We start from the raw sequence: 11,719 nt of genomic DNA, 5'->3' as shown, positions 1-11,719 counted from the left end.
CGCCCCGAACCTCTTCCCGCGGTGGGCGCCTCAGCTCAGGGGCAGAGGTTCAGAGCAGGCGGTCGATCTTGTCGTGGTAGCGCTGACCGGCCTTACCGCCGATGACCGCGGTCAGCAGTGTCACGACCAACATCGCCGCAGTGGCCAGCACACCGCCGGTCGTCATCGCCTCGGTGGACAGTGCGATGTCAGGACGGCGTACGTCGCTCAGCCAGTCGTACTGACTGTTCAGCAGCGCACCGGCGCCGGCCGCGAGCACCAGCACCAGCAGGGCGACCATCCAGACGCCGAAGCCGTTGCGCGCGCCGTCGAAACGGGCCAGCCGCCCAGCGACGTATCCGCCGCTGTAGAAGGCCACACCCATGACGACGATCGCCATGGTGGCTGCGGTGATCCCAGCGGCGGCGGGCTGCGCAGCGGCGTCACCGCGGCGGTAGTCGAGAATCTCCGCGGTCAGGGCGGCCACTGCGGACACAGCAGCGGACAGCAGCACACCCATCGCGATAGCGATCAGCCAGCCGAAGAAGGCTGCACCGAACTTGAACCCTCGGTAGACCAACAGCTCGTTGTCGGTTGCCGGCTCCGTGTCCGTTGCGACGATCGGTCGCTCCGGAACGGTCGTGACGTTGCTCATCGTCCGATCTCCTCACAGGTCAGCTTCCCCGCGACCAGTACCCGCCTGTGGTCGACCTGACACCGTGAGCGCGACAGATTTAACCTGGATAGCGACGTGGCGTGAAGACCAGCGGCCCGGCCGGACGCGCAACCGTCCGCGTCTGCGACGAGCCGATCAGCAAGAGACACCGCATGTCCACAGTTGCCGGGTCCAGCTCGCCAAGCGTCGTCACGGTCACCGTTTCGCGCGTACCGCCGACGTCACGCCCGACAACGACCGGTGTGTCGGCAGAACGGTGCGCCAACAGCAGGTCACGCGTTGCAGCGACCTGCCAGGTGCGGGTCTTCGAAGCCGGGTTGTAGATCGCGATTGCCAGATCCGCCGCGGCGGCCGCGCTCAGCCGCTGCGCGATCACCTCCCACGGCTTGAGCCGGTCCGACAGTGACAGCACACAGAAGTCGTGCCCCAGCGGCGCACCGACCCGACTGGCCACCGCCTGCGCCGCAGTCATTCCAGGAAGCACCTGTACGGCGATGTCCGCGTACTCCGGCTCCGAGGCGACCTCCGTCACCGCACTGGCCATTGCGAACACACCCGGGTCACCGGACGACACTACGACGACCCTGGACCCCTTGCGGGCCAAGTCGAGCGCAAACGCGGCCCGCTCGGATTCCACCCGGTTGTCCGACCCGTGCTTGCGCTGTCGGGCCCGGTCCGGCAGACGATCGACGTACGGGCCGTAGCCGATCAGATCGTCTGCACCGGCGATCGCGGCGCGCACCTCCGGCGTCATCCACTCCGGCCCGGCCGGGCCGAGCCCGACGACCGTCACCGAGCCCTCAACGGCCGCTGTGACAGCCGGTGCGGTGTGGGTGTTGTTGATCGGGCTGGGCAGCAACGCGAGTGAGAAGTACGGAACGTCGTCCGGATCGACATCTGTCAGCGGAGCAGTCCGCTGCGTCGCGGTGGTTGCGCGTTCGACGTACCAGGCCTCATCGGCGCGGCCGGCCAGCTCGAAGGCCTCGCGGACGTTGGCGAATGTCCGGCCCAGCTTCATGACTGCAGCGGCGTCCGTGTTCCGAAGCCGCTCAGCCAGCACATCCGGCGGCAGCGTTCCCGGCAGCACGGTCAGCACCTCGTCACGCTCACACAGCGGCCGTCCAAGTACGGCGGCCGCCGCACTCACCGACGTCACGCCCGGAACGACCTCACAGGGGTAGCGATCGGCCAACCGCTTGTGCATGTGCATATAGGACCCGTAGAACAACGGGTCGCCTTCAGCCAGGACGACGACGTCGCGGCCGGCATCGAGGTGTGCAGCGAGCCGGGCGGCGCACTCGGCGTAGAAGTCGTCCATGGCGCCCTGATAGCCGCCGGGGTGGTCAGTGGTCTCGGTAGTCAGCGGGTAGACCAGGTGCTCCTCGATCTGCCCGTCCCGCAGGTAGGGCGCCGCGACCGAGCGCGCGATGCTCCGGCCGTGCCGCGCGCTGTGGAACGCGATCACGTCCGCAGCGCCGATCAGCCGGGCGGCCTTGACCGTGACGAGCTCCGGGTCGCCTGGTCCGAGCCCTACACCCCACAGCTGTCCAGTCACTCTTCTTCACTCGCAATCGCGTTCACGGCGGCCGCGGTGATCGCACTGCCGCCCCGGCGGCCTCGGACCACCAGGTACTCCAGACCGAGGGTGTTGGCCGCCAGCGCCGCTTTGGACTCGGCAGCACCAATGAACCCGACCGGAATGCCCAGCACTGCCGCCGGTCGCGGTGCGCCCGCTGCGATCAGCTCCAGCAACCGGAACAGCGTTGTCGGCGCGTTGCCTACTGCAACGACCGCTCCAGCCAGGTGGTCGAGCCACAGGTCGACAGCGGCGGCGCTGCGCGTGGTTTCGAGCTGTTGCGCCAGCTCCGGCACGCCCGGTGCGCTGAGAGTGCAGATCACCTGGTTGTCCGCGGGCAGCCGGCGCCGGGTGATGCCGGCCGCCACCATCTGGGCGTCGCACAGGATCGGTGCACCGCCTTGGAGGGCTGCGCGGGCGTTCTTGACCACGCCGTCCGACCAGGCCAGGTCGGCGACCAGATCGGTCATGCCGCAGGCGTGGATCATCCGGACGGCGATCTGCGCGACGTCGGCCGGCAGGTCGCCGAGCGCAGCCTCGGCCCGGATGGTCGCGAACGACTGCCGGTAGATCTCCGCGCCGTCGCGCACGTACTCGAACCCGCTCACCACTTCTCCCTCGGTTCCCCGTCGACCAGATATCCGTTGCCCACAGCAAGTACGTCGACGAAGTCGCCGACCGGCTTGCCGCACCGGCGCTCACAACCCGACCAATGCACTCGGCGTCCGTCCCGGGGCAGCCGCGGCAGCATGCGCCGCGCATCGGCCCGTACGTCGGCCAGCGCCTTGGCGCACCCAGGGCGGCCCGCACACGCTGTCACAGCATTCCACGGCGATTCAGCGGTTGTGACCAACCCGACAGCCGTCAACGGCTCCACTCCGACCGTTGGGATCACGACAGAACGCCAGGGCGTGACCCGAATCCACGCAGCGTGCTCGGTCAGCGTTACTGCCTGTTCCTGGGTCAGTGAGCCGAGCGGGACGGTCACTGCCAGCGCGCTCCCATGCGCACCAGCCGTGACCGGGAGTCCGACGACCGGCTGTTCGCTACCAGGCCGCAGCCCGAGCCGCTCGAAGATGCGCTGCGCGCCGTCGGCGACCTCAGCGATCCGCCACTCCTGTGCGTCCCGAACCTGAAGAAACGCTGCCGCCGCTGCCAGCAGCGCGTCAACCGCGTTCTCCCAGGTCACGCGCGCGCTGAGCGCGCCGATGCACAACAAGGCTTCGGAGTCGTCAACGGCCTGCAGCAGCACGTCAGCGCCGACCTGGGTCAGGTCACCGCGTCCGTCGTCCACTGCGAACAGGAATCGGCCGGGGAGCGCGGCCAGTTCAGGCCGGGCACACAGCGCCTGGTCCAACGCCTGAGCCACCGGAAGTACGTCGTACCGGCCGTCCAGCCCGGACAACGGTGAAGCGAGGATGTTGCGGACTCGCTCGTGCTCCAGCGACGGTAGTAGGCCAGCGGCAAACAACCGGTCCGAGAGCTCGCGTGGGCCGTCCGGTCGCAGCGCGCGGATCTGGAGGTTTCCGCGCGACGTCAGCTCCAGACGGCCGTCGCCGAGCTCAGCGCTCGCCAGCCGCAGTACCTCAAGCTGCGTGACACTGAGCAACCCCCCGGGCACGCGAACCCGAGCCAAGCCGCCGTCAGCCGCCTGGTGCACTGCCAGTACACCCGGGCACCGGTCGCTCTCGGTCCTCGCCACACGCCGATGCTACGTCCAGCGCGCGGGGGGCGATGATCTGACGCGGGATGATCCGGTGCGGGATGATCCCGCGCTATCCTCGAAAGATGGCGAGTACGCGAGCGGTTCCTGATCTCACCGGCTACCTGAACCACGCAGGGCATGTCCTGGAGACTCAGCTACATGCCGCACTGGCCGAGATCGGGTTGACCACACGGATGCAGTGCGTGCTCGGCCATGCGCTGGAAGCGGAGCGGACGCAGATCCAGCTCGCTGAGCTGTCGTACCTGGACAAGACCACGATGGTGGTCACCGTCGACGCGCTGGAGAAGGCGGGGTACGCCGAGCGCAAGCCCTCGGCCACCGACCGGCGGGCCCGGATCGTCTCGGTGACCGAAGCCGGTGCGAAGCTGGCGCGGGAGGGGCAGGCGATCGTCGACCGCGTGCACCGGGAGACGCTGGCGGCCCTCACTGCAGACCAGCAAGGCCCGTTCGTGGCCGCGCTCGAGACGCTCGTCGACGGCCACCTGGCCACGCCGGTCGAGGCGCAGCCCGTACGCCGTGGGCGGCAGCGGGCCGGCTGACTCCGCGGCCCGGTGACATAGGCTGCCGCGCATGCGGGAGATCGTGGTGATCGGGATCGGGGCCGGTGATCCGGACCAGGTCACGCTGCAGGCCGTCAAGGCGCTCGGCCGGGCAGATGTGTTCTTCGTCCTCGACAAAGGCGACGTCAAGCAGGAGCTGGTCGACCTGCGGACGGAGATCCTGAGCCGGCACGCCAGCGGTCAGCATCGGGTAGTGGTCGGCCGCGACCCCGAGCGGGACCGGACGACGTCGGCGTACGTCGAGGCGGTCGATGACTGGCGGCGGCGCCGGGCCGACGTTTGCGCGGAGCTGATCGCGGCGAACCTCGGTGCGGACGAGGTCGGCGCTTTCCTGGTGTGGGGCGACCCGTCGCTCTACGACAGCACGCTGGCGATCCTCGACGACATCCTGGCCCGCGGTGCGCAGTCCTTCGCGGTAGAGGTCATTCCAGGCATCAGCAGCGTCTCGACGCTCGCCGCCCGGCATCGGATCCCGCTGAACCAGGTCGGCCGCCCGGTCCAGATCACCACCGGACGCCGGTTGGCTCAGGCCTGGCCGGACGGTGTGGACGACGTCGTCGTCATGCTGGACGCGCAGACCGCTTTCAGCGCACACACCGACCAGGATGCCGACATCTATTGGGGCGCCTACCTCGGGACGCCGGACGAGCTTCTGATCGCCGGGCCGGTCAGTGAGGTCGCACCGGAGATCGAGAAGGCTCGGGCCGAGGCGCGCGACCGCAAGGGCTGGATCATGGACACCTACCTGTTGCGGCGTCGTAGTTAGACCAAAGGTGGTGGTGGCCTGACCGTCCGGCCGAAGCTGTGGCGGACCGGACCGGCCGAGGCTGTTGGGTATGAAGATCCTGACAGCATTCGCAGTACTGCCGTTGCTGATCCCCGGAAGCGCCCCACGCCCGGACGTCGTACAGACGGACGCCGGTCAGGTGCAGGCCAAAACCGTTGGCCAGGCCCGCGTTTACGACGGCATCCCGTATGCCGCTCCGCCGGTCGGACATCTCCGGTGGCAGGCTCCGCAGCCGGTGCGGCCGTGGGACGGCGTCCGTGCGTCGAAGCTCGGCAACCCGTGGCCACAGCAACCAAACTCGGAAGTGCCCAAGGGATCCAGTGACGAGGACTGTCTGTACCTCAACGTCACCACACCGGCAGCGCAGTCGGCCAAACCCCGCGCAGTGTTCGTCTGGTTCCCCGGCGGCGGCTTCTTCGAGGGGGCCGGTAACAGCTACGAGGCGTCCAAGCTGGCCAGCCGCGGCGACGTCGTCGTGGTCACAGTGAACTACCGGCTGGGCATCTACGGCTTCTTCGGCTACCCGGGCCTGCCTGGTTCCGGCACCTTCGGACTGCAGGATCAGCAGGCCGCACTGCGCTGGGTGCAGCGCAATGCGCGCGCCTTCGGCGGTGACCCGCGCAACGTGACGATCGCGGGGGAGTCTGCCGGTGGCATGAGTGTCTGCGCGCAACTGACCGCACCGGCCTCGGCAGGCCTGTTCAGCAAGGCGGTCATGCAGAGCGGCTCGTGTGCCTTCGACTGGCCGGCCAACAGCCAGTACCCGGGTCAGGCGGCCGACTCCTTCTGGCATCCGGTTCGGCAAGTCGAGACCGACGGTAAGGAGTGGGCGGCCGCCAAGCGACCTGAGCTGGCCTGCAAACCCGGCCAATCCACCCTTGACTGCCTCCGCGCGACGAAGTCCGACGTACTGCTTGCTGAGACCAAGCAGTTCACTCAGAGCGGGTACGGCGGCGCCGTACTGCCGTTGAGTCCTGCGAAGGCGTTACGGGCCGGGCTGTTCCACCGGGTGCCGATGATCTCGGGGAACAACCAGAATGAGGCGACTCCGTGGCTGGCAGCGTTCGGGGAGATCAAGGACTACCCGAAGCTGGTTACCGACATGGTCGGTGCCAAGCAGGCGGCGAAGGTGCTGCGGGAGTACCCACTCGACCGGTACGAGTCACCGGCTGCTGCCTGGGCGGCAGTCACCACGGACCGGATCTGGTCGTGCACTCAGGTTGCCAGCAGCAGGCAGGCGGCGCGCAAGGTGCCGGTGTACGCGTACGAGTTCGCCGACCAGCACTCGCCGCTCAGCCAGCCCGGTCAGGGCGCAGCGCACGCAGTCGAGTTGCCGTACCTGTTCCGCCTCGGTGGTCTGGACTTCCCGCTCACGGCGACGCAGCAACGCCTGTCCGACCAGATGATCGACTACTGGACGGCGTTCGCCCGCACTGGTGATCCGAACGGCCCCGGCCGCCCACAGTGGTTGCCGAGCGCACCGAAAGGCCTCTCACTGGCTCCGACCGACCAGACCGGTATCCGGCCGGTTGACCTGAGTCAGGAGCATCACTGCGACTTCTGGACCGGGCTCACTCGGTCGAGCACCCGCATCAGCACGGGTGACAGCAGAAGCAGCAGCAACGCGTAGAAGGTCACACCCGGCACGAATGCCGCCAGCAGGAAGGCGAGCAGGGTCAGCCCGGTCAGCACGATGCTGTTTCGCAGCTCACGCGTGCTGACCGGGTCCTCCGGGTTCTCGAGCTCGCGGTGGCCTTTGATCAACCAGGCGAGTGCGGTTTGACAGGAGCTGAGCAACAGGATCGCTCCGGCGTAGAAGCCGGCGGTGAACTGGTCGGCCTTGTAGGCGCCGACGATCTCGGTCGGGAACGGCAGGATGACGATCGCGAGCAGCCACAGCAGGTTCACCCGCAGGATCACCGGGTTGTACGCGCGGACGTGCTCGAAGACCCGATGATGCGCCAGCCAGAAGTTCGCGATCACGGCGAAGCTGAGCAGGAACGAGAAGATCTGCGGCTTGTGGTCGGTGATCACCTCGAGCGCCGTCAGCCCCTCGGCCCGGGACTCGGTGACGACCTCGACCAGCGGCAGGATCAGCAGCGTGATCGCGATCGCCACGACGGCGTCGGTGAACAGGATCAGCCGGTCCGGGTTCCGTGTTCTACTCACGGCCGACAGACTAACTCCGGCGGAGCAGCGTCACCGTCAGCAGCAGGCCCGCCGTAACGAATCCGGCCGCCGAGATCCACGCGACGCCGTACCCGTCGCGCAGCGCCGGCAGATCACCCGCGCCGGCCGACAGTCGATCGGACGTGGTCGCCGCGGCCAGCGTCGCCAGTATTGCGGTGCCGACCGCGGCCCCGGCTTGCTGTGCCGTGTTGGTGACGCCGGAGAGCAGACCGGTCTCGCCGGCGGACGCCTCGGACATAGCGAGCATGATTGCGGCCGGAATGGCGACACCGACCCCCGCGCCCATCACTGCGAGCACCGGTGCGACATTGACGACGTACGTGCCGTCCACTGGGGCCTGGCTCAACCACAGCAGCGCCAGCGCGAAGGCAGCCATGCCGCCAACCAGCACGCGGTGCGCACCGAACCGGACAGTCAGGCGTGGCCCGAGCGACAGCGACATGACCGCGTTGAGGATTGGGGCTGGTAGAAAGGCGAGGCCGGTCGACAGCGAGTCGTAGCCGAGTACCCGCTGCAGATAGAGCGCAGTGGTGAACTGGAAGCCGAAACCGGCGGCGAACAGCAACATGACCACCACGTTCGCGACTGTCACCTGACGGCTGCGGAAGACGCGTAGCGACAAGAGGGGGTTGGCCGCGCGGGCCTGGCGGAGTACGAACGCCGTCAGCAACACGACGGCGACCGCGGTCAGCACCAGCGTGCGTGGCAGCTTGGTGTGCGGCTCGGCGAGCTGAACGATCGTGTAGACCGCGACAGACAGCCCAGCGGTGACCAGCACGGCTCCGAGGACGTCGGCGCCCTTGCCGAGCCCGAGACCGGGCTGACGACGCAGCAAGCGCAGTGCGAAGCCGACTGCGGCCAGACCGATCGGCACGTTGATCAAGAACGCCCACTGCCAGCCGACGGTCTCAGTGATCACACCGCCGAAGATGAGCCCGATCGAGGCGCCGCTGGCCGAGGTGAAGCTGTAGATGCCCATGGCCCGCGCCTGCTCTCCAGGTGCCGGGAAGAGGCCGACGATCATCCCGAGGATGACTGCCGAGGCCAGTGCGCCGCCTACGCCCTGCAGAAACCGCCCGGCGATCAGCAGCTCGGCGCTACCGGCAACCCCGCACAGCAGTGACGCGGCGGTGAACAGACCCAGCCCGGCGATGAACACCTGCCGGCCGCCGACCAGGTCACCCAGCCGCCCGGCGAGCAGGAGCAGCCCGGCGAAGGCGATCAAGTACGAGTTCATCACCCACGCCAGCCCGGCGTCCGAGAAGCCCAGCTCCTGCTGCATCGTCGGCAACGCAACCGTCACCACGGTCCCGTCGAGGATGATCATCAGCTGCATCACGCACAACACGACCAGGGCCTGCATCCGCCCGGTCGCCGGTACCGCATCGGTCGTCGTCATGGATGTGACCATAACAGATAGTTCGATAACAGACGATCTTCTAGTGACCTATGTATCGGGGAGTGAGAACAGCGACCAGGTGACGCGCTGTTTGCCGGGCTGTTCGTCGAGATAGGGGCGGAAGGCGGCCAGAATCCGGTTCCGCAGTTCGGTGAGATCGTCGTCGTCGACGTACAGGGCGAGCTGGCTGTAGCTGAGCTGGTGGATGTGGTCCGCGAGGTCGCCGCGGGCGAGCATGCGGTCGAAGTCGGCCGCCAGTGCGGTCAGCAGCAACAGGAAGGCCTGGCGATGCTGGTCGGGGCTCATCGCGCGCGCCTCGGCGTCGCTCAGCCGGCCGCCGGTGGCCTGATCGAGGGTGAGGGTGCGCTCGGTCGTGCCGCGGATCTTCCGTTCCCGGACGACCGTCAGGACGCCGCCCTCGATCAGCGCGGCCACGTGCCGGTAGAGCGTCGTGACGGGGATGTCGGGCAGCTCCGCCTTGAGGTCGGTGGTGGTCACCTCGCGGCCGAGCGCGCGCTGAGTGATCCGCCAGCGCACCGGGTGCAGCAGCAGGTCGGCGAGCGGAGTTGAGGGTTCGGTCATGGTCTACCCCGATTGTTTCCAAGTCTGGAAATAATATCTTTGGTGGCATCAAAGCCTACTGATCCAGGAGACTGCCGTGTCAGCTCACTCGCAGCCCGATAGTCCGGCTCGATCCACAGGTCCGTCCCGGCGGACCGTACTCGCCGCGGCGGCCGCCGCGGTGCCGGTCGCCGCCCTGACCGCCACCCAGGCCACGGCGGCGCCGACGACGTTGCCCACCGGAGCCGCGCGGCCGGCGTCCGGACGCGAGCCGGCCGCGATCGGCCGCTTGTTCGACAAGGTCGAGGCGGCGATGGCAGCCTCCGCGATCCCCGGTGTCGGGCTGGGCGTCTGGTACCGCGGCCGGGAGTACGTCCGCGGCTTCGGAGTCACGAATGTCGACAACCCGTCGCCGGTGACCGGGGACACGGCGTTCCGGGTCGGCTCGACGTCGAAGACCTTCACGGCGACGGCCATCATGCGGCTGGTCGAGCGCGGCAAGATCAATCTCGACCACCCGGTCCGCAGGTACCTGCCAGACTTCCGGACCGCCGACCCGTCCGTTGGCGGGCGGGTCACCGTCCGGCAGCTGCTGAACCACTCGGCCGGGTGGCTGGGCGACGACTTCACCGACAAGGGCGCAGGTGACGACGCACTGGCCCAGTACGTCGCCAGCCTCGCCGACCTGCCGCAGGTGACGCCGCTGGGCAAGATCTTCTCGTACAACAACGCAGCGATCGGAGTGGCCGGCCGGATCATCGAGGTCGTCACCGGGAAGACGTACGAAGCGGCTGCGCGCGAGCTGGTCATCGACCCGCTCGGACTGGACCACAGCCGCTTCTTCTACAGCGAGCTGGCCGGGCAGAGCGTGGCCACCGGGCACGACTTCGTTGACGGCAAGGTGGTGGCCGTACCGGCGTACGACCAGATGCCGCGCACGCTGAACTCGTTCGGCGGTCTGATCTCCAGCGCGCGCGACCAGCTGCGCTACGCGCGCTATCACCTCGGCCACCGCGCACTGCCGCAGCTGCTGCGGGACAGGTCCCGTCTGGCGATGCAGTCCAACCCCGGCCCGGGCGGCACGCTGTTCGTCGAGCTGAACGGCGCAGGCATCGGCTGGATGCTGCGGCCGACCGCGGAAGGCCCGATCGTCGTGCAGCACGGCGGCGACTGGACCGGGCACCACTCCGGCTTCCTGCTCGTGCCCAAGCGCGACTTCGCCATCACGGTGCTGACGAACTCCGAGAGTGGTCCCGACCTGGTGAGCCAGTTGTGTGTCGACGACTGGGCGCTGCGCGAGTTCGCGGGCGTGAGCAACCAGCGGGCCGTCGTACGAGACATAGCGCCGCACCGGCTCGCGCAGTACGAGGGGACGTACGTGAGCGGCAGCATCGGAATCAACGGCCAGTACGAGGAGTTCGGCTTCGAGCTGGTGGCCGACAAGGGGCAGCTCGCCGCCAAGTTCGAAGGTGAGGTCGCGCTGAAGCTGGGCTTCTACCGGCATGACTACGTCAAGCAGTTCCTGCCGGACGGTACGGACCTGATCGGCCGTGCCAACTTCGTTCGCGGCTCCAACAGCCAGGTGGAGTTCCTGCGCTTCGGCGGCCGTCTGTTCCGCCGTGAGACCGCAGCCCGTCGCTCCAGCGGCGTACGCAGGGACCTCACGAAGCTGCCGCAGCTGACGCGGCCCGTCCGCTGATCAGCAGCACCAAGTCCTGAGCGGTGCCGGTGACGACCTCGCCGGCACCGTAGGACCACTCCAGGTCCGAAGCGCGCAGCGCGGTGTTGGACAGGTCGACACCGAAGTACTTCGCCTGTTTCGGCCGCAATCCCTCGAGGATCGGCCGCAGCCGGTCGAGCGGTACCTGCCGGTCGATGCCCAGCGCAACAGTGATGTCGAGCCCGTGGATCACGTCATGGGCCAGTGCGTCCTCATAGCGCCCGCCCGGTGGCTTCCAGACGTTGTCGACGTTGCTGCGCAGACAGTCGAGTAGATCGGCAGTACTCATCGCCGCAGCATCAGCACGCGCCGCACGATCAGCGAACCGGTTGAAACTACCCCCGGCCTTCGCCATCCCCAACAGCACACGTGGTCCCGAGTAGCGGTAGGCCATCGTGATGTGGGCTACGACTTCGCGAACGCGCCAGCCTGCGCAGAGGCTGGGGCTGTCCCAGTCCGCTGCGGGCAGGGCAGTCAGCAGGTTGAGCAGGTCGGTCCGCTCCGCTGCGATGGTCGTTTGAATATCCGTCATACCCCACCGACGA

The 11,719-nt window shown here is 68.1% G+C and carries 12 protein-coding genes; 4 read left to right on the top strand and 8 right to left on the bottom strand.

Going from position 1 to position 11,719, the window contains the following annotated elements; translation table 11 throughout:
* Positions 1–49: 49 nt before the first annotated feature.
* From HPO96_RS27675 to HPO96_RS27660, 4 genes are all read right to left on the bottom strand, one after another.
* The gene (locus HPO96_RS27675) at positions 50–634 is read right to left on the bottom strand and encodes a hypothetical protein (RefSeq protein WP_238355548.1); all 585 of its coding nucleotides are present in this window, start codon (positions 632–634) and stop codon (positions 50–52) included.
* Between the two features lie 79 nt (positions 635–713).
* Complete coding sequence (locus tag HPO96_RS27670; RefSeq protein ID WP_171677263.1) at positions 714–2,210, bottom strand: precorrin-2 C(20)-methyltransferase; 1,497 nt, start codon at positions 2,208–2,210, stop codon at positions 714–716.
* The gene (locus tag HPO96_RS27665; protein ID WP_171677262.1) at positions 2,207–2,842 is read right to left on the bottom strand and encodes a precorrin-8X methylmutase; all 636 of its coding nucleotides are present in this window, start codon (positions 2,840–2,842) and stop codon (positions 2,207–2,209) included. The genes HPO96_RS27670 and HPO96_RS27665 overlap by 4 nt, the downstream gene beginning before the upstream one ends.
* Positions 2,836–3,933 carry a precorrin-3B synthase gene (locus HPO96_RS27660; protein WP_171677261.1) on the bottom strand — a complete coding sequence of 366 codons (1,098 nt, stop codon included), beginning with the start codon at positions 3,931–3,933 and terminating at the stop codon, positions 2,836–2,838. Before HPO96_RS27660 ends, HPO96_RS27665 begins: the two co-directional genes overlap by 7 nt.
* 86 nt (positions 3,934–4,019) lie before the next feature.
* Between HPO96_RS27660 and HPO96_RS27655 the strand changes: the two genes are divergently transcribed.
* The 3 genes from HPO96_RS27655 (at position 4,020) to HPO96_RS27645 (ending at position 6,934) form a co-directional block, all read left to right on the top strand.
* On the top strand, positions 4,020–4,496 hold the full coding sequence (locus HPO96_RS27655; RefSeq protein ID WP_171677260.1) for a MarR family winged helix-turn-helix transcriptional regulator: 477 nt from the start codon (positions 4,020–4,022) through the stop codon (positions 4,494–4,496).
* Between the two features lie 31 nt (positions 4,497–4,527).
* Positions 4,528–5,283: a precorrin-6A synthase (deacetylating) gene (gene cobF / locus HPO96_RS27650; RefSeq protein WP_171677259.1), complete on the top strand. Its 756-nt coding sequence runs from the start codon at positions 4,528–4,530 to the stop codon at positions 5,281–5,283.
* Between the two features lie 70 nt (positions 5,284–5,353).
* Positions 5,354–6,934, top strand: a complete 1,581-nt coding sequence (locus HPO96_RS27645) for a carboxylesterase/lipase family protein (RefSeq protein ID WP_171677258.1) — start codon at positions 5,354–5,356, stop codon at positions 6,932–6,934.
* Here the strand turns inward: HPO96_RS27645 and HPO96_RS27640 are convergent.
* The 3 genes from HPO96_RS27640 to HPO96_RS27630 are packed head-to-tail and all read right to left on the bottom strand — an operon-like array spanning position 6,853 to position 9,475.
* Positions 6,853–7,473: a TMEM175 family protein gene (locus tag HPO96_RS27640; RefSeq protein ID WP_171677257.1), complete on the bottom strand. Its 621-nt coding sequence runs from the start codon at positions 7,471–7,473 to the stop codon at positions 6,853–6,855. The genes HPO96_RS27645 and HPO96_RS27640 overlap by 82 nt on opposite strands.
* A 10-nt stretch (positions 7,474–7,483) precedes the next feature.
* Complete coding sequence (locus HPO96_RS27635) at positions 7,484–8,893, bottom strand: MFS transporter (protein ID WP_238355547.1); 1,410 nt, start codon at positions 8,891–8,893, stop codon at positions 7,484–7,486.
* A 48-nt stretch (positions 8,894–8,941) separates the two neighbouring features.
* Positions 8,942–9,475, bottom strand: a complete 534-nt coding sequence (locus HPO96_RS27630; RefSeq protein ID WP_171677256.1) for a helix-turn-helix domain-containing protein — start codon at positions 9,473–9,475, stop codon at positions 8,942–8,944.
* Positions 9,476–9,551: 76 nt separating this feature from the next.
* Between HPO96_RS27630 and HPO96_RS27625 the strand changes: the two genes are divergently transcribed.
* Positions 9,552–11,153, top strand: a complete 1,602-nt coding sequence (locus HPO96_RS27625; RefSeq protein ID WP_202886462.1) for a serine hydrolase — start codon at positions 9,552–9,554, stop codon at positions 11,151–11,153.
* On the opposite strand, the gene HPO96_RS27620 is transcribed toward HPO96_RS27625, so the two are convergent.
* Complete coding sequence (locus tag HPO96_RS27620; RefSeq protein ID WP_171677255.1) at positions 11,116–11,706, bottom strand: maleylpyruvate isomerase family mycothiol-dependent enzyme; 591 nt, start codon at positions 11,704–11,706, stop codon at positions 11,116–11,118. The two genes, HPO96_RS27625 and HPO96_RS27620, sit on opposite strands and share 38 nt — an antisense overlap.
* Positions 11,707–11,719 lie beyond the last annotated feature (13 nt).

The organism is Kribbella sandramycini, from assembly GCF_013131805.1.
Classification (GTDB): Bacteria; Actinomycetota; Actinomycetes; order Propionibacteriales; family Kribbellaceae; genus Kribbella; species Kribbella sandramycini.
Note: the sequence above shows the minus strand (reverse complement) of the source record. Positions and strands in the feature narration are given on the sequence as shown.

Bases quoted from the DNA above. Each gene is read 5' to 3' on its own strand.
- HPO96_RS27635 (WP_238355547.1), bottom strand. From the start codon at position 8,893: ATGACGACGACCGATGCGGTACCGGCGACCGGGCGGATGCAGGCCCTG.
- HPO96_RS27630 (WP_171677256.1), bottom strand. From the start codon at position 9,475: ATGACCGAACCCTCAACTCCGCTCGCCGACCTGCTGCTGCACCCGGTG.
- HPO96_RS27620 (WP_171677255.1), bottom strand. From the start codon at position 11,706: ATGACGGATATTCAAACGACCATCGCAGCGGAGCGGACCGACCTGCTC.
- HPO96_RS27655 (WP_171677260.1), top strand. From the start codon at position 4,020: ATGGCGAGTACGCGAGCGGTTCCTGATCTCACCGGCTACCTGAACCAC.
- HPO96_RS27675 (WP_238355548.1), bottom strand. From the start codon at position 634: ATGAGCAACGTCACGACCGTTCCGGAGCGACCGATCGTCGCAACGGAC.
- cobF (WP_171677259.1), top strand. From the start codon at position 4,528: ATGCGGGAGATCGTGGTGATCGGGATCGGGGCCGGTGATCCGGACCAG.
- HPO96_RS27645 (WP_171677258.1), top strand. From the start codon at position 5,354: ATGAAGATCCTGACAGCATTCGCAGTACTGCCGTTGCTGATCCCCGGA.